The organism is Arthrobacter sp. R4-81, from assembly GCF_054792365.1.
In genome coordinates this window covers 2892485-2915420 of the sequence record NZ_CP096445.1, presented here as the reverse complement: position 1 = coordinate 2915420, position 22936 = coordinate 2892485, and the positions used below count along the sequence as shown (strand labels likewise).

Here is a 22936-nt window from a genome sequence, read left to right as displayed (position 1 = left end):
ATGACCTCTTCGAGCTATTTACGTTTCCCGCATCTGCACGGCGACCTGATCACCTTCGTGGCCGAGGACGACGTCTGGATTGCACCTCTGGGAGGGGGCCGCGCCTGGCGGGTCTCGTCTCTTCAGTTGCCCGCCCGCAATCCCCGGTTCACTCCGGACGGCAAGCGGCTGGTGTGGACAGTGGTGCAGGGTACCAACCCGGAAGTGGTCACGTCCGATGTCGACGGCGGCGGTTACCGTCAGTTGACGTACTTCGGACACGCCACCACGCGCGTCAAGGGATTTACGGCAACCGGTGACGTCGTCGTCACTAGTGCTTTCCGCCAGGCTGAAGGGCGTCATACCCACGCCTACAGTGTGCCCTTGGATGGCGGCTGGGCGGAGGAGCTTCCGTTCGGGCCAGTAGAGTCCGTGGCCTTTGGCCCGGAAATCGGCGACGAGCGGCCGGTCGTGCTGGCCAGCGTGTTGTCGCGGGAGCCCGCCTGGTGGAAACGCTACCGTGGCGGAACAGCCGGCAAACTGTGGATCGATGATGACGGAAACGGCGAGTTCGAAAGGCTTCTTCCGGAGATTGACGGGAACCTTACTGACCCCATGTGGGTGGACGGACGGATCGCTTTTCTGTCAGACCATGAAGGGTACGGGAACCTGTATTCAGTGCTGCCGAACGGGGCTGACCTTCGCAGGCACACGGACCACGAGGACTTCTACGCCCGCCACGCGGCCACTGATGGAAAGCGCATCATCTTTGAATCGGCAGGCGAGCTGTGGGTTCTGCCTGACCTTGCCTCGGAGGCCGTGAGGCTGGACATCTCGCTGGGCTCGGCGTCCCAGTCCCGACGCAGCTCGCTCCTTAAGACAGCGAAGCATCTTGGGGAAGTGATTCCGGATCATACGGGAACATCAAGCGCTGTTGAAGCCCATGGAACCATCCACTGGCTCCGGCACAAAGACGGCCCCTCGCGAATCATTGAAGCCACACCCGGAGTGCGTGGACGGCTTCCGCGGCCGCTGACGGATGGGCGGATCGCCTATGTTGCTGATCATGGCGGGGTTGAGGCCCTTTACGTTAAGGCCATCGCCGGCCTGCTCGTCCCGGCCCCGGCCGGGATTAAGGCCGCCAAGGCCAATTCCGGGCAAAGCAAGGGAACCGTGCTGCCCAGCCCCGTGTCGGCTGCCGGCCTGAACCGCCCGGTTGGGGCGGGTCATGAGAGCCCGCCTGCCGGCCACCCGGCTGAAGGCCGCCAGCACGACGCTTTTGAGGATGCTGATGTTGCTGGCGGGTCTGCCGGGCCATCGGCTGCTTCGAGTGTCCCCGCGACACAGGCCTTGCGCATTGACTTCCCGAAGTCCACACGCGCCAGCGCCCTGGAGGCCAGCCCGGACGGACGATGGCTCGCCGTGGGCACCGCCTTTGGCGACGTCTATCTGGCGGACACCCGTGCGGGTTCTTTGTCACTCGTTACCAGCATCGGCGAGGGCACTATAGAAGGCTTTTGCTGGTCGGCGGACTCCTCGTGGCTGGGGTGGTCCGAGCCGGTGACCTCCTTCGGATCCCGGAGCCGGATCAGGATGGCCCGCGTTTCGACTGATCGCATGGAAGTCATCAGCGTCACTGATGGGCGCTTCCGGGACGAGTCGCCGTCGTTCACGCCTGACGGTAAGTTCCTCGCGTTCCTCTCCAACCGCAGTTTTGACCCTGTTTACGACGGACATTCCTTCGACCTGTCCTTCCCGAGTCCCATTAAGCCCTATCTTGTGGCGCTGGCAGCCGATACACCTTCGCCTTTTGGGCCGACGGTGGATCTGCAGGACGGCGGCGAAGCGCCGAATGCAGACGGCGACGAGCAGAAGACAGGGGGAGCGGACTCTCCGGAGGTCAGGGTGGACCCGGACGGGTTGGCCCACCGTGTGATCAGCGTCCCCGTTCCGCAAGGCAACTATTCCGCTCTCTCGGCAACCGACGGTGGGTTGCTTTGGATGGACAGCCCCCTTGCCGGAGCGACGGGGGACGGCAGGGCAACGCTCGAAGACAAGAAACCCACGCCTCGGCTGGTGCGTTTTGACCTGAGCACCCGCAAGGACGCCACGATCGTCGACTCGCTGGACCGTTACACCCTGTCCGGAGACCGGAAGAAGGTGGTATTCGTCCACGAGAAAGCCGTCAAGGTCGCGCCGTCAGGGGCCAAGGCGGATGAAGAATCCGGCAAGCTGGTCTCCGTGGATCTGGGCAGGGTCCGGGTGCTGATGGATCCTGTGAGTGTTTGGGCACAGGCTTTTGATGAAGCCTGGCGCCTGCAGCGTGACTTCTTCTGGGCTGAGGACATGGCCGGCCAGGACTGGGAGTCCGTGCACAGCCGGTATCGCCCTATTGTGGATCGTCTGGGGTCACACGATGATCTTGTGGACCTCCTGTGGGAACTCCACGGTGAACTTGGCACGTCACATGCCTATGTGCGTCCGGCCGCTGTCACCGAAAACGGCAGCAACGGGCAGGGCCGCCTGGGTGCCGATCTCGCCTTCACCGGGCAGGGGTGGGAAATAACCCGGATACTCGCCGGTGAATCGTCGGATCCCCTCGCCACGTCACCATTGACACGTCCAGGAGCCGATGCCAAAGCCGGGGACGTGATCCTGGCCATCGACGGCGTCGAACTTTCTGAGACTCTCACGCCGGCCATCCAGCTGGTGGGCGCCGCTGGACGGGCCGTGGAGCTGACCATCCTCAACGGCGCCGGTCACGGTGACGCGACAGGACACCAGAGACGGATCGCTGTAGTTCCAGTGAAGGACGAGGAGCGGCTGCGCTACCAGGAATGGGTAACCGCCAACCGGCGCACCGTCAGGGAGGCCTCTGACGCTACCTTTGGCTACCTCCATATCCCGGATATGATGCCGAATGGATGGGCACAGCTGCACCGGGACCTGGACACTGAAACGGCCCTTGACGGGCTGATAGTGGATGTTCGCCGGAACAGAGGTGGACACACATCACAGCTGGTGGCCGAGCTTATCGGACGCAAGGTGACGGGGTGGAGCATGCCACGGGGAGAGAAGCCCCGTACCTACCCTCACCATGCCCCGCGTGGGCCGGTTGTGATCCTCGCGGATGAATTTGCCGGTTCCGACGGCGACATCATCACCCAGGTTTCGAAGCTGCGAGGAATCGGGCCGGTTATCGGCACCCGGACCTGGGGCGGCGTCGTGGGCATCGACAACCGCTTTACGCTCGCCGACGGCACCGGAGTGACACAGCCCCGGTATGCCACCTGGTTCAGCGGGGGAGTCGGGTGGGACATAGAGAATTTCGGTGTTACCCCTGACATCGAGGTAACGTTCCCGCCCCATGCCTACGCGGCCGGACGCGATCCGCAGTTGGAATATGGCATCGGGGCATTGAAAGAAATGATCCAGGAGCTCCCCACGGACCGTCCGCCGCTTCGGGAAGGTTACCGTCGGGTGGTCCCTGCTCCATTGCCTGCCCGGAAGCAGGCAGACTGACTTCGAGCCGACGCCAAAGGCCCCGTCGGGCTGATGTCAGGCTTTCCTGACTATCAGTTCAACGGGGCCTTTGAGCTGTCCCAACCCGGTGCGTCACGGCTGCGGCGCCCGGATCAGGAATCTTCGTGATGCCTTGTGATCAGGAAGAGGCGAGCGTCGCCTCCAGGGAGATATCGATACTGGCCAGCGCGCCGGAAACGGGGCAGCCGGTCTTGGCTTCCGCGGCGATCTTTTGGAACTCTTCTTCGGAGATGCCCGGAATCTTGGCATTGACGGTGAGGTGGCTTCCCGTGATTCCGGTGCCGGGAACAAACGTTACCGCAGCCGTGGTGTACAGCTCCTCGGGGGTGTGCCCGGCCTTGGCAAGCATGTTGCTGAAGGCCATGGAGAAGCATGACGAGTGGGCTGCGGCAATCAGTTCCTCTGGGCTTGTCTTGCCCTCGGCCTCTTCGGTGCGGGCCTTCCAGGTCACGTCGAAAGTGCCCAGTCCGGAGCTATCCAGTGTCGTTGCGCCTGAACCCGTCATCAGGTCGCCGTTCCATACAGTGTGTGCGTTGCGTGTTGCTGCCATGTCCGCTCCTCAGCTTGAATTGGTACCGGGTCAGGCCTGGGGCCTTTCCCTCCGGGTCAATCCTATGGATTCCCGAGTTGAAGTGCAGCAGTGTCCGCTGTTAGAGGATTGTGAACTAATCAATTGAGGACGTGAATCCCTCGCTCAGCCCGGAGACAGGACGCAGAACTCCTTGCCCTCGGTGTTTGCGAGGCACCCTCCATGGCACATTGCCGTGTCCGACGTCGGCGTCAGTGGCCCCCAAGGCACACAGACGTGGTGGCGAGATCGAGGTGCACGCTGTACTTCACCGTTTCGGGATCAGGAACGGTGACGACGTCGACGCAGACGGCCGCAGGGTGCGGCCAGTCGTAGCCGCTGGGTTCAACATTCGCAGTGCCACGGCACCTTTACCTATACCCGGGCAGCCCCAACCCTGAGAACAGGCGCCGGAGACATGCCGGGGAGATGTTGACCTAGTTCCAGAGAGTTGCAATGGCAACGTTCAGGAGGGCAAGTCCGCCCACGCTGTGTGCCAGTCCCTTGCTGACTGGTTCGCCTTTCTTGAACTTGCGGCTACCGATGAAAGCCAGGACGGCGACCACAAGGGCGATCACGATCTTGACGCCGAGCTTCATGTAGTTGGCATCCCTGTCCAATGCCGGGATGAGACCCATCATCACGATGCCTGTGAGGAGCTGCAGCGCGGCGCCGTCGAACTGCCGCGGGTGGACCGTTGGCTTTTTCATGTTGCCGATCCAGATGCCGACGATCATTGCGGCGCCAACGATGTGAAGGAAGACCATGATGTCAAAGACGATGTTCATTGCATCAGTCTAGTCAGAGAGTTCTACGGCCTGTAGTAAGGCGGTCGCGCGTTTCGCTTCCGGAAACTACAGGTCAAACGACGACGGCGGCCCTGGCTTCTGGTGGATGTTCCACCGTTGCCCGCGCCGCCGCCGTGCTTGAAATGTCAGCCCTGCTGAGGGTTAGAGCCCCAGGTCAGACTCGAAGGCACCTGATTCGAGGCGTGCCTTCAGGGTCTGCAGGAAACGACCTGCATCTGCTCCATCGACCAGTCGGTGATCGTACGTCAGGGAGAGGTACATCATGGAGCGGATGGCCAGTGAGTCATCGCCGTTCTCATCAGTGACGACTACAGGCCGCTTGACGATGGCTCCAGTTCCCAGGATGCCGACCTGCGGCTGGTTGATGATCGGGGTGTCGAACAGTGCGCCGACCGATCCGATGTTGGTGATGCTGAACGTTCCGCCGGAGAGCTCGTCCGGGCCGATCTTGCCGTTGCGGGTACGGTCGGCGACGTCGGCAATCTTGCCGGCAAGGCCGGCGAGGTTCAGGTTGCCGGCGTCGGAGATGACAGGAACCAGGAGGCCCTTGTCTGTGTCCACGGCAATCGCCAGGTGCTCGGCGTTGTGGTACGTGATTTCCTGCTTTTCCTCGTCGTAGGCTGCATTCAGCTTCGGGTGCTGCTTCAGCGCCTCGGCAACAGCCTTGGCGATAAAGGGCAGGAACGTCAGCTTCACGCCGTTCTGCGCCTGGAAGGAGTTCTTGGCCTTGAGCCGGAGCTTCGCAACCTTCGTCATGTCCACCTCGTGGACCTGGGTCAGCTGGGTCGAAACATCAAGCGACTCGCGCATGCGCCGGGCGATAACCTGACGGATGCGGGGCGCTTTCTGTACCGTACCGCGGAGGGAAGCAGCGGCAGCCGATGCAGCTGACGGGGCCGATGCGGCAGGTGCGGCAGGTGCGGCCTGTGCAGCAGCCGTCGCAGGAGCAGCAGCCGGAGCTGCACTTGCTGCCTTCGCTTCTGCTGCATCCAGCACGTCCTGCTTGCGGATCCGGCCTCCGACGCCTGTTCCCGTGAGCGAGGAGATGTCCACACCCTGCTGGTTGGCCAGTTTGCGGACCAGGGGAGTCACGTAGCCGGATTCTGCAGCCGGCTCGGTAGCCGCCGCAGCAGGAGCCTGAGCCGGTGCGGGTGCGGCGGCGGGTGCCTCCTGCTTGGCTTCGGCAGCGGGTGCCGGTGCAGCAGCAGGAGCGGGTGCCTCCTGCTTTGCTTCGGGGGCAGGTGCCGGTTCCTGTGCCGGGGCCGCAGGGGCGGGTTCCTGTGCCGGAGCCGCGGCTCCGGAACCGATGACAGCCAGGACGGCGCCGACCTCGGCGGTCTCGTCCTCGTTAACACGGATTTCCTGAAGGGTTCCGGCCACAGGCGACGGAATTTCAGTGTCCACCTTGTCGGTCGAGACCTCGAGCAGCGGCTCGTCAACTTCGACGCTGTCACCGATAGCCTTGAGCCAGCGGGTCACCGTACCCTCAGTGACGCTTTCGCCCAGGGCCGGAAGTGTGACTTCATGGCCCTCGCCGCCAACAGCCGGTGCAGCTCCAGCTTCCGGCGCCTGAGCCGCCGGGGCTGACTCAGCGGCAGGCGCCTCTGCGGCAGGTGCTGCCTGCGCTTCAGCGGCCGGTGCCTCAGCCTCAGCAGCGGGTGCTTCCTCTGCAGCGGCCGGAGCCACCGCGCCGTTCGAAGAAGAGCCGTCCCCGATTCGGACCAGGGGCGCACCTACTTCGGCGGTCTCGTCTTCGGCAACGAGAATTTCCTCGATCACACCGGCGATCGGAGAGGGGATTTCGGTGTCTACTTTGTCAGTGGATACTTCGAGCAGCGGCTCGTCCACTTCTACCCGGTCACCTACCTGCTTAAGCCAGCGCGTAACGGTTCCTTCAGTGACGCTCTCACCGAGGGCGGGCAAGTTAACGGATTCAGACATATCGTCCCCGTTCTCCTTATTGATCTTTAGTGCGGATGGTTGCTGCTGCGTTGTTCGAGCTTAGTGCACGCAGCAGTTACTGCCGGGTGCACTAAACCCTGTTGCCTTGCGGGATGATTAGCCGTGAAGGGGCTTGCCTGCCAGAGCAAGATGGGCCTCGCCCAGTGACTCATTCTGCGTCGGGTGGGCGTGTACCAGCTGGGCCACGTCCTCCGGGTAGGCTTCCCAGTTCACGATCAGCTGGGCCTCGCCGACCTGCTCGCCCATGCGCGCACCGATCATGTGGACACCGACGACGGGGCCGTCCTTCTGGCGGACCAGTTTAACGATGCCGCTAGTGCCCAGGATGGAGCTCTTGCCGTTGCCGGCAAGGTTGTATTCCTGGGTCTGGACCTGGTCGTCGCCGAACCTCTCCTTGGCGGCCTTTTCCGTGTAGCCGACCGTCGCGATTTCGGGATCGCAGTAGGTGACCTTGGGGATGTTGACATCCTCGACGATCACTGGCTTCAATCCAGCGATTTCCTCGGCCACGAAAATGCCCTGCTGGTAACCGCGGTGCGCCAGCTGGACCCCTGGGACGATGTCGCCAATGGCATAGATGTTGCCAACGCCGGTGTGCAGGCGCTCGTTGGTGATGACAAAACCGCGATCAATGGTGACGCCGGCGTCCTCGTAGCCGAGGTTGGCAGTAACCGGTCCGCGACCGACTGCTACCAGGAGCAGTTCGGCCTCGAAGGTTTGGCCATCGACCAGCGTGACCTTGACACCGTTTTCGTCCTGCTCGACTCCCTGGAAGAAGGTGCCGGTGGAGAACTTGATGCCCCGCTTCTTGAAGGCACGCTCAAGGTGCTTGACGATGGCGGCGTCCTCGTTGGGAACCAGCGAAGGCAGGCCTTCGACGATGGTGACGTCAACTCCGAACGACTTCCAGACTGAAGCGAATTCGACGCCGATGACGCCGCCGCCCAGAACGATGACGCTCTTCGGGATGTAGTCCATGGTCAAAGCTTCGTCGGAGGTGATGACGCGTCCGCCGATTTCCAGCCCCGGCAGAGAGCGGGAGTACGAGCCTGTGGCCAGCACGATATTCTTGCCCTTGTAGGCTGTTCCGTTCACGACAATGGTGTCGGTGCCCTGGAGCTTGCCTTCACCCTCGATAACGGTGATGCCTTTGGACTTGATGAGTCCCTGCAGGCCCTTGAATTTGCCGGCGATGATGCCGTCTTTGTAGGCGTTGACCGCAGTCATGTCGATGCTGTCAAGGGTCACGTTGACCCCGTACTTTGAGGCATCGCGGGCATGATCTGCCAATTCAGCGGAGTGCAGGAGTGCCTTGGTGGGAATACAGCCGTTGTGGAGGCAGGTTCCACCAAGCTTGGCTTTTTCAACCAGCCCAACAGTGAAGCCGAGCTGAACAGCACGCAGGGCGGTGGCGTATCCGCCGCTGCCACCACCGAGTACCAGGATGTCGAATTCTTGCGCAGTTGCCTGATCGGCCACTAAAACGCTCCCTCGCGTGAACGATGACGCGAGAGTACGCATCATCTGGTCTTGGAACTTGTTCTGCCGTGATTATGCCAGCAGGCAGGTTCTCTTGCATTTGTGACTACCAAAGTTCACCTTAGCGAACCACTTATCCATGCTCCACCTTGGAGCGGCGTTTGTGGAGCGCTTGTGGTCAGTGTCACGCAGCTTTGTGTCGAAGGGATCAGAGGGCCGGGATGTTCAACATCGGCGGACGCGGGGGCGATGGCACACCTGTCGCGGGCCTGCGAAGGGCTGGGCCATCAATGGCTTGCCCGCCAGCAGACCCGCGAGGAAGGCGGATCACGGTACAGCCCGGCTTGATCCAGGCGTTGCCGACGCCCCCCAAAGCTTGCGCCGGCACACAGACTTCGTTCCAGGCCCCCATCATGGCTGGCCGGGAATCATTGGTACCTAGACGAGGGTATGCGCAACCGGGGTCTAAAACAATATGGTTGACCGGTTTATGGGCGATCGTTATTTAGCTGAGATAAGAGCCGCGAGAGCCATGGGGTCCTCGTCATAGTCCTCGTGCATGATTCCGGGCAAAAGGATGGACCACATCTCTTCGATGCGTTGCATGACGTCCCGCCGGTCGGTCAGGATCCCGGACACCATCTGGACCCCTGTGAAGGAAGCGACCAAGTAGCGCGCAAAGGCGGCAGCAGTAACGGATGACCGGATCTGCTTCTCCTCCCGGGCCTGTTCTGCCAGATGTCCCATGGCGTCGATCCAGTCCTCATAGGGTCCGCGCACAGGTTGTCCGAAAGCGGTCGCTTCCAGCGTGAGTCGGATGCCGGCCCTGACTACCGGTTCATGGATGAGCTTGAGTCCGAACGCCCGGCACATCAGGATCATCGTTGTCAGTGCCGGACGGCTTTCAGCCAGGATGGCCTGGCCCTCCGCGAGAACTATCCGGTGCTGTTCTTCGATCACTGCACGGGCAAGGTCTTCCTTGCTTTGGAAATGAAAGTAGAGGGCTCCCTTAGTCACTTTGGCCGCCTGGGACACCTGGGTCAGGCTTGCGTTGCCGTAGCCGTGCTCTTCAAAGACGGCAGCCGCGCCTGCAATGATCGCCTCACGGGTTGCTTTGGCGCGATCCTGAAGGACCATTTATTGACCTCAACTCTGTACGAAGCGTTCTCCGGCGAAATTCCCCGCCCCGTGCCTGCCGGCGGACTTCTGATCCTAACAACATGAATGTTTTAGCTTTGCCCCTCAGTTTTAGAGACGCTCAAGCGTTTTCAGGGGGGTGCCTCACCACGAGGACCAGCCCGGGTGGCAGTCGAGTGTGCCGGTTGCAGTCTCTCCCGAAAACCGGCACACCCGGATCAGTAGTCCAACTAGGCTGACGCGGCCAGGAGGTCCTCGGCATAGGCAACCAATGTTCGGACGGTGCAGCCGGTGCCCTGTTTGGGGGTGTAGCCATAGGGACTGCCGTTGTTAAAGGACGGGCCGGCAATGTCGATGTGGGCCCATGGAATAGGCTCGCCGTCCTTGCCCTTGCCCACGAACTCCTGCAGGAACACCGCTGCGGTCATCATGCCGCCGTGACGTTCACCGATATTGGCGAGGTCGGCAACCTGGGAGTCCAGACTGGGGCGCAGTTCTTCGGGCAGCGGCATCGGCCAGACCAGCTCGCCGGCGCGGTCGGCGGCGGCCTTCAGCGGCGCGGTGACACTGTCCGATCCCATGACGCCGGCCGTCCGGTTACCGAGTGCGATCAGTTGCGCGCCTGTCAGTGTTGCAACATCAATGATCGCGTCCGGGTACTCCTGGCTTGCCGCGACGATACCGTCCGCCATTACCAGGCGGCCCTCGGCATCGGTGTTCAGCACTTCGACGGTCTTGCCGCCAAACATCTTCAGGACGTCGGCGGGACGGGAGGCAGCGCCTGAGGGCATGTTCTCGGCAATGCACAGCCATGCGGTCGCCTTGACCGGCAGACCGAGCCCTGCGAGCGCCAGGACTGTGTTGAGTACGACGGCGGCGCCGGCCATATCGCTCTTCATGTCACCCATGCCAAGGGCCGGCTTGATGGAGATTCCGCCGGTGTCGAAAGTGATGCCTTTGCCCACCAAGGCAATTTTCGCCGTCGCCTTCGCCGGAGAATATTCGACCTTGACCAGGCGCGGTTGACGGGCAGAGCCCTTGCCGACGCCCATGATGCCGCCGAAGCCTTCCTTCTCCAGACGCTTTTCGTCCCACACCGTCACCTTGACAGGCAGGCCCTTGGACAACTCCTTCACCGCCTCTGCGAACGACTCCGGGTAGAGATGGCTTGGCGGCTGGTTGACCAGGGACCGGGTTGCGTTGACTGCCTTCCCGATGAGTGATGCCCGTTCTAACGCGTGGGGGAGTTCCTTGTCGCCAGCGAGTTCGGTGAAGATGACTGCGGTCTTCACCGGGTCCTTGAGTCCGTTTTTCTCTGAACGGTGCTCGGTGAAGGAGTAGGCGCCGAAGGAGGCACCTTCTGCGATGGCAGCGACGTCGCCGAGGGCCGCCGTCGGGAACGCAATAGTGACGCTGGAGAGCCCGGCGAGCTGGCGGACAGCTGACCCGGCCGCCCGGCGCAGTGACTCCTCGGAGATCTTCTGGCCATCGCGCACTTTGCCCAGGCCGGTCAATACCAGCAAAGAGGCACCTGTCTCGGGAAGGCCCGGAAGACGGAGCAACTGGTCTGCGGCTCCGGTGACCCCGAGAACCTTCAGCGATTCGGCGAGGGCTTCGGCCGACTTCGCCGTCAACGGGTTCTCAAGGAGGACGGGACCGTCCGGTCCCTGCCCCACGCCGATGACAAGGGCTTCGCTGGGGGATTTTTTCAGGTCCCGGGCGATGGCGCTAAGTTTGATCTCAGTATTCTTGACCACGAGGATCAGTCCTCAATTCTCTGTGATTTCTTGGCAGGGAGTACATGTTGGGTGCCCCTGCCGGGGGACCGGCCAGCATCCGTTTGTGACGCAATCCGGAGTCTTCCTGCCGGATATTGGGCCAGTTCCGATCGTAGCCTCTCACTGGGGTGCGTACTGAATTCCGTGAGATGTGCGGCACATCGGGCGGGAGGAATGCTTGGCGCTTCTTCGACGTTGTAAAGATTAGTCCGGCGTGCCGGTCCTCCGGCCCGCCCCGTGCGGTGTCCCTCCTCCCCACCGCAACCGTGAAAGGAACATGCCATGCTTGAACGGATATCCGGCTCGCTGCTGGACCCCCATGCGCTTTATGCAAGCGACAGCGAGCTGTTCCACGACCCCGCGAACCGCGGGTTGGACATGGTCATGGGGTTCACCGGCTTTGCCGATGCCGGTCATGTGGTCAAGCAGATCACCACCGAACTCCTCGAAACGCTGGAATCGGAACCCGTGGCTGTCTTCGACGCGGACCAGCTCATCGACTACAGGTCCAGGCGCCCGCACGTCAGCTTCGTGGAGGACCATTTGCAGGATTACCAGGCACCGAGCCTCTCGCTGTACAGGCTTGTTGATGGTCTGGGAAAGCCGTTTCTGTTGCTGGCAGGGTTCGAACCGGACCTTCAGTGGGAAAGGTTCGCCCGTGCAGTGCTGCACATTGTGGAGCAGCTCGAGGTAAACCTCGTCACCTGGATCCACTCCATTCCCATGCCGGTACCGCACACCCGGCCCGTGGGAGTAACGGTTCACGGCAACAGGCCGGAACTCATCGAGGGCATTTCGGTTTGGAAGCCCACAGTTGAGGTGCCCGCCGCAGTGGGTCACATTCTCGAACTCAGGCTGACAGAGGCCGGGCGCAAGGTGGCTGGATACGTTATCCATGTTCCCCACTATCTCGCCGAGGCGGAGTATCCTCCCGCGGCTGTCGCAGGATTTGAATACCTCGGCGCAGCGATGTCGCTGATGCTTCCGACGGACCGGCTTCGTGAAGCGGGTCGTGAAGTCGGGAGGCAGATTGCCGAGCAGATTGAGGCGTCTGAAGAAGTGCAGAATGTCGTGTCGCGTTTGGAGTCGCGGTATGACGAGAAGGCTGAAGGCACGGTCCGCCGATCGCTGTTGGCCGACGAGAACGACCAGCTGCCGAACGCCGATGATCTTGGCGCGGCAGTGGAGGCCTATCTGGCCAGCAAAGAAGCGGGTCAATAAATACGACTTATCCGGCCCGCAGGCATAATGGAGTGGTGACTGCACCCCGCGCCTGGCTCATCTGGACCATCGGTGTCTTCGCGTACCTGGTAGCTGTCAGCCAACGGACGTCCTTCGGTGTGGTTGGCCTGGAGGCAACAGAACGGTTCCATGCCAGCGCCGCAGAGATTTCCTTCTTCACTGTCCTGCAGCTGCTGGTGTACGCCGGCCTGCAGATCCCGGTCGGGATTTTGGTGGACAGGTTTGGGTCGCGGGCCATGATTGCAGGCGGCGCCATCCTGATGTGCCTGGGTCAGCTCCAGCTGGCATTTGCCGTCAACATTCCCGGCGGTGTCCTCGGTCGTGTCCTGGTGGGCGCAGGAGACGCGATGACCTTTATTTCGGTGATCCGGCTGATTCCTTTGTGGTTTGCGCCGGCGCGGGTTCCCCTTATTACCCAACTCACCGGGATGTCAGGGCAGCTCGGCCAGCTTTTCAGCGTTGTGCCGTTCGCTCTCATACTTCATTTGGCAGGCTGGACCCCCGCATTTCTGACGTTGGCGGGAATGTCCGGAGTCGCCGTCGTCCTGGTACTGGTCCTGCTGAGGGATCTGCCCGCTGGACATCCCCGCTCCGACAAGGTCCAGGGACTCCGCGCCACCGGAGCGTCCTTATCGCGGGCCTGGCGCCAACCGGGAACCAGGCTGGGCCTCTGGAGCCACTTCACCATTCAGTTCAGCGGCACGGTATTTGCCATGACCTGGGGTTACCCGTTCCTCATCTCGGCCCAAGGTTTGGACACCGGTGTGGTTTCCGTCCTGATGGCCGTGTACGTTGCCGCGGCTATGGCTACCGGCCCGCTCATCGGCAGGTTCGTCTCGCGGCATCCGTTGCGCCGCTCAACAATGGTGCTCCTGATCGCGGCGGCCACAGCCGTCGCGTGGGGAGCCGTGCTGCTGATGCCCGGCAGGTCGCCCCTCTGGCTCCTGGCGGGACTGGTGGTGGTGTTGGCGATCGGCGGACCTGGCTCCATGATCGGATTCGACTTTGCCCGCACGTTCAATCCTGCCCACAGGATAGGAACCGCGACAGGCATTGTTAATGTGGGTGGATTCATTGCCGCCCTTGTTTGTATCTACTTTGTCGGACTGGTCCTGGACCTCCTCTACTCCACCGGATTTTCGCGTGGGGAACTGTACGGCCTCGAGCCTTTCAGGATCGCACTCAGCGTCCATTTCCTGTTGCTGGCGTTCGGTGTCAGCGCGGTCCTCGTCTGCCGGGGCAAGGTCCGGCGTCAGCTGGCGGCACAAGGCGTGGTTGTTCCGCCGCTGCTTAAGTCCATGGCAGAGCAGCGGCTGCGGAATGAGGAAAAGCGGCGCACACCTGGCTAAGGGGTGTGCTGCCGGGCGTCCATTCCTCCACAAGGCCCTGCCGGTTTGGTTATCCGTGTTCCCGTCTCGGTTGTCCACATAGCCCAAGGCAGGTCTCCCGGAGGTGGCTGTTGCTTCGTGACGCTGGAGGCATGACAAAAGACCATCTCACTATCAGCGGTCCTGAAGATATCCTTGGCTTCATTCCCCACACGCTGGGCTATTGGCCGAGCAACAGCCTGGTGGCGATGACCATGCAGGGCAAACGACTGGGGGCGACGCTTCGGGTGGATCTTCCGCCTAAGGATCAGTTGGAGTTCGGGCACTATGCCGAGGCTGTGGGCACCTACCTTGAGGCTGACGAGGCCGCCGACGGATCATTGCTCATCATCTTCAGCAATGACGGTTGGGGCCAGCTCACCGGGGACACGCGGCACCATGTGTCCACCGGGCCTTTTGAGAGTCCAGCTGCCCCGCACTCCGGGCTGCTTGCCGCGGTGGAAGAAGTCCTTGACTACTCAGGCATGCCTGTCAGGGACGTGTGGCTGGTCGGCGAGGACTACTGGCGGAACGCCGGCTGCGCTGACGACTCCTGCTGCCCGCAGCCGGGCCGGCCCCTGGATGAGATCCGCGACAGCCGTTTGAACGCTGAAATGGTCTTCCGGGGGAGCAGTATCGGCCCAAACCCGGACACTCCGGCGGGACGCAGTTCCCAGGTCAAGCAGGGCGCTCCGGATCCGGTAATGGCAACGGCCCAACTGGCATGGGCCGGAACGTTCGCCCGCCGCAGCGCCAGCCGACAGCAATTCGACGCCGTCCTGGAGGCCTGGAATTCGGTTCTGGCGGCGGTGCCAGCCCAGCTGCCGCCACCGGAGGTATCAGGCTTCCTTCGCGCTTCGCTCTGCATCCCGGCCTGGCGCGATGCCGTGCTCGTTATGGCCGCGGCTGGAGCTGAGGCGGCAATTCAAGGTGCTGAGGAATTCGGTGTATTCCAGGCCGATGACGATGAACACCCGGACGGACCCTATAGTCCCCATATCGCCGGCTCACTTCCCGGCACCGCTCCTGCGGCCGGACGAGGCCCGACGGCGGAGGCAGCCCCACCATCTGCGGGAGCGTCCGTCCCGAACTACGGCGAAGTGCTCCTGGGTTTGGCGCCGCGACGTCCGGATTGGACATCGATGGACAGCCTGGAAAGGCTGCTGGTGCACCTGGATGAACCGGGCGGCGGGGAGGCTAGCGCGGCTGCCCTCACAGCGCGGGGGTGGATCGAATGGTGCCGGGGCCGGGGCTCATATGCCCATTCGCTGCTCGGGCAGGCAGCAGACATCCTCCCTGGCTACAGGCTCGCGGGTCTGTTGAACGAGGTGGTGCGGCGGGGCACTGTCTGCGGGTGGGCGGCACGAAGGGAGGCTGCCTGGCAAAAAATTGGTTCTGAGGCTGCCTGAGCAGTTGAGCTCGCTGCCTGCGAGCGTCTCCGGAAAATGCGGTAACAAGGGATTCATGAGGGGTTGATTCGGAAATCCGTGAGACAATGGATGCCGAGACCCGGTTGGGTCCGTGAATCAGGTGCGAGCCGTGTACCCCGAAACGGGAACATTGCAGCCATCCCGGCAGTTCTACTTAGTGGCCCTGCCGGCCGTGGTTGCACCTGATGTGAATCACGGACTTGACAGGGTCATAGTGGTGTTGCCCGTATGGTGATTCCACAGACCGCCGCTAGAAAGGTTTTCTGTGACCCCGTCTTCCGCGAAGAAGGAACCCGCCGACCAGGCCGAATTGTCTCCAGAGGAGAAAAAGGCGGCCACGAGCGCGAAGCGTGCCGCCACCCGAGCAGCCAACAAGGCTGTCAGAGGCGGCGATGACGCCGTGTCCGCAGCCGAACCCAAGAAGCGCGGGCCTAAGCCCGGCGCCAAAGCGGCAGCGGAAGCTGCCGGTAAGTCGCATGACGACGATTCCGATGACGTAGACGTCGAGGAAGACCTCGACGACGTAGTCCCTGATCCCTCAGAACTCACCGAGGAAGGCGAAGAGGGTGCCAAGGCTGCCGGTGCCGCCACTGGTTCCGGATTTGTTTATTCGGATGCCGATGATGACGACGCCCCGGTCCAGCAGGTCATGTCCGCCGGTGCTACAGCTGACCCCGTCAAGGACTACCTGAAGCAGATCGGCAAGGTGGCGCTGCTGAATGCAGAGCAGGAAGTCGACCTTGCGCTGCGCATCGAAGCCGGACTCTTTGCCGAAGAGAAGATCAACGCCGACGACGGCAGCATGGATCCGAAATTCAAGCGTGAGCTTGAGTTCGTGATCCACGATGGAAAGCGGGCCAAGAACCACCTGCTGGAGGCCAACCTCCGCCTGGTTGTTTCGCTGGCCAAGCGCTACACAGGCCGTGGCATGCTGTTCCTGGACCTTATCCAGGAAGGCAACCTGGGCCTGATCCGTGCTGTTGAGAAGTTCGACTACACCAAGGGCTTCAAATTCTCGACGTATGCCACGTGGTGGATCCGCCAGGCCATCACCCGTGCCATGGCTGACCAGGCCCGTACCATCCGCATTCCTGTGCACATGGTTGAAGTCATCAACAAGCTTGCCCGCGTGCAGCGGCAGATGCTTCAGGACCTCGGGCGTGAACCCACGCCGGAGGAACTGGCCCTTGAACTGGACATGACCCCCGAAAAGGTCGTTGAAGTTCAGAAGTATGGCCGCGAACCCATCTCGCTGCACACCCCCCTCGGTGAGGACGGCGATTCCGAGTTCGGTGACTTGATCGAAGATTCCGAAGCGGTGGTTCCTGCTGACGCTGTGAGCTTCACGCTGCTGCAGGAACAGCTCCACTCCGTTCTGGACACCTTGTCCGAGCGCGAAGCCGGTGTTGTAGCCATGCGCTTTGGCCTGACAGATGGTCAGCCGAAGACTTTAGACGAAATTGGCAAGGTCTACGGCGTCACGCGTGAACGTATCCGCCAGATAGAGTCCAAGACGATGTCGAAGCTGCGCCATCCGTCGCGGTCGCAGGTCCTGCGCGACTACCTCGACTAAACGCGGCCGCCCAACGCAGTCCGAACTAACGCTAATGGCCTCCGTCGGTATCACCGATGGAGGCCATTGCTGTTCCCGGCTGTTCCCACCCCGCTGTTCCGGCTACCCTGGTTGGGCGAATCCCGCCTTCCCTGGGCCGGACAAAAATCAGGGCTCCTCCAAGATGGAGGAGCCCTGACGTGATCAGTGGAGCTGCTAGTCGACTGGAACCGGTTCCTTCTCGTGAAGCCGGCTGGTCTCGTCGTGCCAGTCGGAGCTCAGCGGCTTCAGGGTGGCTTCGACCGCGCGGGCGTGGTGGCCGCAGAACAGCAACTCACCGCCGGAGGAACCGAGAACAACCCGGACGTATGCCTGTGCCCCGCAACGATCGCACCGGTCCAGTGCGTTTAGCGTGCGGTCCGCTACTGCTGTTGTCATTTCGGCCTCCTTAGTAGATCGGTAACTCTATATAACCAGCATTCGTTGCTGATCCACGGCAAGGATTGATCAAGTTCGCTGTCCGCGTATCACAGGTGCGTAACGAGTCGTAGCGTTACGAAGCCTCAGGGGAGTGGCAAACAGGGGCAGGCGGGCGGGGCGACTACCCTAGAGAGAGCATTTCCACCCCCAGCTATTCCGTCACTGAAGGAGTTCACCACCCGTGACACCCAGTTCTGATTACACTGCCCGGCACCTCTCCGTCCTGGAAGGCCTGGAGGCCGTCCGGAAGCGTCCCGGCATGTACATCGGCTCAACTGACTCCCGCGGACTGATGCATTGCCTCTGGGAGATCATCGATAACTCAGTTGACGAAGCCCTGGCCGGATTCGGCCATGACATCAAGGTCATCCTTCACGCTGATAATTCAGTGGAAATCCACGATGACGGCCGCGGTATCCCCGTCGATGTCGAACCTAAAACAGGGCTCAGCGGCATCGAGGTGGTCTTCACCAAGCTTCACGCCGGCGGAAAGTTTGGTGGCGGCTCCTACACAGCATCGGGCGGCCTTCATGGAGTCGGCGCTTCAGTGGTGAACGCACTGTCAGCCAGGCTGGACGCCGAAGTGGACAGAGGGGGCAAAACGTACCGTATGTCGTTCCGCCGGGGCGAGCCTGGCCGGTTCCGGGATGTCGGACCAAAGCCGGACCCGTCGGCTGTGTTCGAACCTTTCGTCGAAGATTCAGTGCTGGACATCATCGGCAAGGCCAAGCGCGGGGTTACCGGGACGCGGATCCGCTACTGGGCCGACCGTCAGATCTTTACCCCGGATGCGCGTTTTTCCTATGAAGAACTCGCATCACGTGCCCGCCAGACGTCATTCCTTGTCCCCGGACTGAAACTGACAGTCCGGGACGAGCGGCGCCTTCCCGGTACCCCGGGTGAATCAGGGGCACACGAGGAGGTGTTCCACCATGACGGCGGCATTTCAGAGTTCGTGGAGTTCCTCGCTGCCGATCCGGGCGTGACTGACGTCTGGCGCCTCCATGGCTCGGGCAAGTTCAAGGAGACAGTCCCGGTCCTTGATGAACGTGGTCACAGCCAGCTCGCAGAAGTTGAGCGGGAATGCGAAGTGGACGTTGCCCTGCGGTGGGGCATTGGCTACGACAGCACCGTCCGCAGCTTCGTCAACATCATTTCCACACCAAAGGGCGGAACCCACCAGTCAGGCTTTGAGCAAGCCCTGGTGAAGACGTTCCGTAAGGCTGTTGAAACCAATGCCCGCAAGCTCAAGGCGGGGAACGACAAGATTGAGAAAGACGACATCTTCGCAGGACTGACCGCCGTCCTGACGGTCCGCCTGGCCGAGCCGCAGTTTGAGGGCCAAACCAAAGAGATCCTGGGCACCTCCGCTGTCAGGGCAATTGTGGCCAAGGTCGTGGAGCGGGAAGTGACAGCGCGGCTCAACTCTGCCAACCGCAACGACAAGGCCCAATCGGCGCTCCTGCTGGAGAAGATCGTCAGTGAGATGAAGTCGCGGATCTCGGCCCGGGTGCACAAGGAGACCCAGCGACGAAAGAATGCGCTGGAGACGTCGTCGATGCCAACGAAACTCGCTGACTGCCGGACAGACGACGTCGAACGCTCGGAACTGTTCATCGTGGAAGGGGACTCGGCCCTCGGAACTGCCAAACTGGCTCGTTCGTCGGATTTCCAGGCCCTTCTGCCGATCCGCGGCAAGATCCTGAACGTACAGAAAGCTTCGGTGGGCGACATGCTCTCCAACGCCGAGTGCGCTGCCCTCATCCAGGTTGTGGGGGCCGGGTCAGGCCGCAGCTTCGACATCAGTGCTGCCCGCTACGGAAAAGTCATCCTGATGACGGACGCCGACGTCGACGGTGCCCACATCCGCACCCTCCTGTTGACGTTGTTTTTCCGGTACATGCGGCCGATGGTGGATGAAGGCAGGGTCTTTGCCGCTGTACCGCCGCTGCATCGTGTGGAGGTCATCAATGCAGGCCAAAAGGCCAACGAGATGATCTACACGTATTCCGAGGCCGAGCTTCATGGGCTGCTGGCGAGGCTGGCGAAGGAAGGCAAGCGCTACAAAGAGCCCATCCAGCGTTACAAGGGTCTGGGCGAGATGGATGCCGAGCAGCTGGCAGAAACCACCATGGACCCGCGGCACCGCACGCTGCGCAAGGTGGGGATAGAGAACGCCAAGCACGCCGAGGAGACCTTCGACCTTCTCATGGGATCTGACGTGGCTCCGCGGAAGGACTTTATTATCGCCGGTGCGGCAAGCCTGGACCGCGAACGTATTGACGCCTGAGTCCGTCTTACTCCGCCTGAATCCGCCCGGGAAGTTTCCGGGCGCAGGAGGGCGCTAGCCAAGCAGGCCGGGAACAATCAGTAAGGCGGTGGGAACAGCAAGGAGCAGCACGCAGGCTGCGAGAACCAGGCCACGGAATGCAGCGGAAAGCGGTGGTTCGGCCGACAGCAGCCGGCTGACGCGCGTTGCCGTGGTCCTTGCCGACCCTGCACCTCCGGTTGCGCCTTCAGGCTGGGATTCGCCGTCCGCCGCAATCTGGCCGGTGAATCCGGAACCGGCGTTCGGGGCAGGAACCGGTCCGCTTGCCACGATGGCGATTGCCTTGATGAGCGTGGCTTTGCTCTCCGTCTTAAGGGCGACGTCGTCGGCCAGCATTTCGATGAGTGAGTTGACCGCTTCCTGGGCCAGCCGGGTGGTGGGCAGCCAGGGGAGAGCCTGCCGCCACGCTGCGAAAGCCCACAACAGAAGGTGGTGCCGCTGGTTCAGATGCGCGTTCTCATGGTTGAGGACGGCTCGAAGCTCCGCAGGCTCCAATGCTGACATCAGTCCGTCTGACAGGACGGTGACCGATCGCGCTCCGCCCGGAAGGCAGTAGGCAACAGGGGAGTCGTGACTGATCACGACTGTTCGGGGCCCATCTGCAGAGGGAGACGCAAGAAGCGCCAGGAGCTCCCGATGCCGGCGGCGCTGGCGTTCGATCCGGTAGTACGTCAGCAACAGAGTAAAAACCAGGTGGGCGGTCAGCAGAGCCGCGGCGGACAACGCGAAGATGTGCCAGAAGCCCAGCTCGGTGGTGGGAGCGTTGTGCAGGACCATGGCCGCCAAGGCGCTGAGTCCTGCCAGCAGGTTGTCCCCGAGTGGTTCCAGGCCGTAAACCAGCATTGCGCCGATCATGGAGAGGCCGCCGGCCAAGGCTATTGCCTGCCACAGCAGCATGGCGGTAAACGGCGAACGGGCAGGCCATCGCGCACGGGAAAGAAGGATAGGCACCGGCCACGCCAGCGCTATCGCCAGGACCGCCAGAAAATACGAGGTCCAGAACATGGCCTGCTAAATGTGGCCGAGCAGCTTGCGGAGCGTTTCAGCTTCACTTTCAGTGACCGATCCAATGAAGCGGGCGAGGACTGCTTCGCGGTCCGGGGCGGAGCCAAGGACCTCATGCATGAGTTCGGCCGTGTGGTCTTCCCTGCTGGAGACCGCTTGGTAGCGGTGCGGGCGTGTACCGCGTTCGCGCTCCACAAGCCCCTTCTTCTCCAAGCGGGAGAGCACAGTCAGCACGGTGGTCACGGCTAGATCCTTGCCCACGTGGCCGGCTGATCCGCCCTGCGCCTGTGTGCTCTGAGCCAGCAGATCACGAAGCCTGTTTGCAGTGGCTGCCTCCTGGCCCGCCCAGAGCAGGTCCATCACTGCCCGTTCCAGTTCCCCAAGACTTGCCATTCGTACATCCTTCTGGTCCCGCCGGCGCCCGGGCCGGGTTTTCGGCCAGGGCGCGAATCTTAAAAGCTTCTGCTCCAAATCTACCCGGTTTCCCGCTTTCTTTCTACATGAGGTAGAACACCCCTCCCGCGTGTCGCCGGCATTTTTTGCTGTTTGAAAGCGCAGCTTCCAGACTTCCTGGATTTGTTCTACACTTTGTAGAAGTTAGATGTTCTACGCCTTGTAGAAGTTTCAACCGTTGATAGCCCGGCCAACAGTAGGGACCGCCTTGGACGCCTTGGAAATCGCACGCTGGCAATTCGGAATCACCACCGTCTACCACTTCATGATGGTGCCCCTCACGATTGGTCTTGGTCTCGTGGTGGCGCTGATGCAGACACTGTGGCACCGCACTGGAAAGCCCGAGTACCTGCGGATGACCAAGTTCTGGGGCAAGCTCTTCCTGATCAACTTCATCATGGGGGTTGCCACCGGCATTGTGCAGGAATTCCAGTTTGGAATGGCATGGAGCGAGTACAGCCGGTTTGTCGGTGATGTGTTCGGCGCCCCGCTGGCCATGGAAGCACTGCTCGCCTTCTTCGTTGAATCCACTTTCCTGGGCTTGTGGATCTTTGGCTGGAAACAGCTCAAGCCGGCCGTGCACCTTGCCTGCCTCTGGATTGCCGTGGTGGGCTCCGTTTTCTCGGCGTACTTCATCATTGTTGCCAACAGCTGGATGCAACACCCGGTTGGCGTGGAGATGATCAACGGCAGGCCCGTGATGACGGACGCCTGGGCTGTTTTTACCAACAACACAGCGCTGGTCGCAGTTCCCCACACCATCTTTGGTGCCCTTGCAGTGGCAGGAGCTTTCCTGCTGGGGATCGCCTGGTACCACCTATGGCGGCGTCGGCATGACGGTATCGACACCGTGGGGCCTGACGGAAAGGTCATCCCCGGTCAGGCTGACATTCCCGGCCGTGATCTGACTGACCACACCGTCTGGATCCGCTCGCTGCGGATCGGTGCCGTGGTGGCTATGATTTCGTTCGCCGGAACTGCCCTGACGGGGGACCTGCAAGGCAAGCTGATGTTTGAGCAGCAGCCCATGAAAATGGCCGCGGCCGAAGCAGCATGCCATGACGGGACCGGCTTCTCAGTCCTCAGCGTCGGGAACGTCGGCTCTCAGGACTGTGACGATATTGTCGCCGTCATCGAAGTCCCCGGCATCCTTTCCTTCCTGGCCAAGGGCGATTTCACCACCGAGGTCAAGGGCGTCAACACACTCCTCCCGGAATACCAGGCCAAGTACGGCACCAACCTTCCCGACAACCCCATTTACGGCGACCGGGCCGGCCAGGAAATTGAGTATGTGCCGGTGATGGAGGTGACGTACTGGGGCTTCCGCATGATGATCGGCTTTGGGGGGATCGCGGCCTTCGCGGCGCTCCTGGCGCTTTGGGCCACCCGGAAGGGAACGGTTCCGGCCTCCCGGGGCCTGATGCGCCTCGCCGTCTTCGGGATCCTGGCACCATTCGGAGCCAACGCCGCAGGCTGGATCTTCACGGAAATGGGCCGCCAGCCATTCGTTGTGGCACCCAATCCCGATCCCAGCGGCATTGACCAGGTGTTTATGTTTACCGCCGCTGCTGTCTCGCCCGGGGTTTCCGCCGGGGAGCTCCTGACATCCCTGGTGGTCCTGGCCTCGATCTACGCGGTGCTGCTCGTGGTGGAGGTGAAGCTGCTGGTGAAGTACATCCGCGGTGGTGTGGCTTCGGCCATGCCGGAGCTCGTGGATGGACGGATACATGGAAAAGATCCCGCCGACGACCACGAAGGCCCGGGAGCGTCCGGCTCCACCAAAGAAAGCGCTCCGGGCGATGTCCTGGCCTTCGCCTACTAGG

The 22936-nt window shown here is 62.0% G+C and carries 16 protein-coding genes; 7 read left to right on the top strand and 9 right to left on the bottom strand.

What is annotated here, in order from left to right; translation table 11 throughout:
- The gene (locus tag M1E05_RS13565) at positions 1-3501 is read left to right on the top strand and encodes a S41 family peptidase (RefSeq protein WP_461163267.1); all 3501 of its coding nucleotides are present in this window, start codon (positions 1-3) and stop codon (positions 3499-3501) included.
- 139 nt (positions 3502-3640) lie between these two features.
- Here the strand turns inward: M1E05_RS13565 and M1E05_RS13560 are convergent, their stop codons facing one another.
- From M1E05_RS13560 to M1E05_RS13535, 6 genes are all read right to left on the bottom strand, one after another.
- Complete coding sequence (locus tag M1E05_RS13560) at positions 3641-4072, bottom strand: OsmC family protein (protein WP_458110842.1); 432 nt, start codon at positions 4070-4072, stop codon at positions 3641-3643.
- 455 nt (positions 4073-4527) lie between these two features.
- A complete protein-coding gene (locus M1E05_RS13555) occupies positions 4528-4878 on the bottom strand; it encodes a hypothetical protein (protein WP_461163266.1) in 351 nt (116 codons plus the stop codon).
- 162 nt (positions 4879-5040) lie between these two features.
- Positions 5041-6840: a 2-oxoglutarate dehydrogenase, E2 component, dihydrolipoamide succinyltransferase gene (gene sucB / locus M1E05_RS13550; RefSeq protein WP_461163265.1), complete on the bottom strand. Its 1800-nt coding sequence runs from the start codon at positions 6838-6840 to the stop codon at positions 5041-5043.
- Positions 6841-6957: 117 nt separating this feature from the next.
- Complete coding sequence (gene lpdA, locus M1E05_RS13545) at positions 6958-8340, bottom strand: dihydrolipoyl dehydrogenase (protein ID WP_458110839.1); 1383 nt, start codon at positions 8338-8340, stop codon at positions 6958-6960.
- Between the two features lie 501 nt (positions 8341-8841).
- Positions 8842-9477, bottom strand: coding sequence for a ScbR family autoregulator-binding transcription factor (locus tag M1E05_RS13540; RefSeq protein ID WP_461163264.1), 636 nt, complete (start codon positions 9475-9477; stop codon positions 8842-8844).
- A 230-nt stretch (positions 9478-9707) separates the two neighbouring features.
- Positions 9708-11234: a leucyl aminopeptidase gene (locus M1E05_RS13535; protein ID WP_461163263.1), complete on the bottom strand. Its 1527-nt coding sequence runs from the start codon at positions 11232-11234 to the stop codon at positions 9708-9710.
- Positions 11235-11537: 303 nt separating this feature from the next.
- On the opposite strand from M1E05_RS13535, the gene M1E05_RS13530 reads away from it, so the two are divergent.
- From M1E05_RS13530 to M1E05_RS13515, 4 genes are all read left to right on the top strand, one after another.
- The gene (locus tag M1E05_RS13530; protein WP_458110836.1) at positions 11538-12476 is read left to right on the top strand and encodes a proteasome assembly chaperone family protein; all 939 of its coding nucleotides are present in this window, start codon (positions 11538-11540) and stop codon (positions 12474-12476) included.
- A gap of 35 nt (positions 12477-12511) precedes the next feature.
- On the top strand, positions 12512-13846 hold the full coding sequence (locus tag M1E05_RS13525; RefSeq protein ID WP_461163262.1) for an MFS transporter: 1335 nt from the start codon (positions 12512-12514) through the stop codon (positions 13844-13846).
- 131 nt (positions 13847-13977) lie between these two features.
- A complete protein-coding gene (locus M1E05_RS13520) occupies positions 13978-15273 on the top strand; it encodes a DUF4192 family protein (protein ID WP_461163261.1) in 1296 nt (431 codons plus the stop codon).
- A 286-nt stretch (positions 15274-15559) separates the two neighbouring features.
- Positions 15560-16867, top strand: coding sequence for an RNA polymerase sigma factor (locus M1E05_RS13515; RefSeq protein WP_458110833.1), 1308 nt, complete (start codon positions 15560-15562; stop codon positions 16865-16867).
- 195 nt (positions 16868-17062) lie between these two features.
- On the opposite strand, the gene M1E05_RS13510 is transcribed toward M1E05_RS13515, so the two are convergent.
- A complete protein-coding gene (locus M1E05_RS13510; protein WP_247044971.1) occupies positions 17063-17284 on the bottom strand; it encodes a DUF7455 domain-containing protein in 222 nt (73 codons plus the stop codon).
- 223 nt (positions 17285-17507) lie between these two features.
- Between M1E05_RS13510 and M1E05_RS13505 the strand changes: the two genes are divergently transcribed.
- Entirely contained in the window at positions 17508-19616 is a 2109-nt protein-coding gene (locus M1E05_RS13505; RefSeq protein WP_461163260.1) for a DNA gyrase/topoisomerase IV subunit B, read from the top strand.
- 54 nt (positions 19617-19670) lie between these two features.
- On the opposite strand, the gene M1E05_RS13500 is transcribed toward M1E05_RS13505, so the two are convergent.
- Together M1E05_RS13500 and M1E05_RS13495 are read right to left on the bottom strand one after the other, a co-directional pair.
- On the bottom strand, positions 19671-20660 hold the full coding sequence (locus tag M1E05_RS13500; RefSeq protein WP_458110831.1) for a M56 family metallopeptidase: 990 nt from the start codon (positions 20658-20660) through the stop codon (positions 19671-19673).
- A 6-nt stretch (positions 20661-20666) separates the two neighbouring features.
- Complete coding sequence (locus tag M1E05_RS13495; RefSeq protein ID WP_309105564.1) at positions 20667-21053, bottom strand: BlaI/MecI/CopY family transcriptional regulator; 387 nt, start codon at positions 21051-21053, stop codon at positions 20667-20669.
- 268 nt (positions 21054-21321) lie between these two features.
- On the opposite strand from M1E05_RS13495, the gene M1E05_RS13490 reads away from it, so the two are divergent.
- Positions 21322-22935, top strand: coding sequence for a cytochrome ubiquinol oxidase subunit I (locus M1E05_RS13490; RefSeq protein ID WP_461163259.1), 1614 nt, complete (start codon positions 21322-21324; stop codon positions 22933-22935).
- The last annotated feature ends 1 nt before the right edge of the window (position 22936 follow it).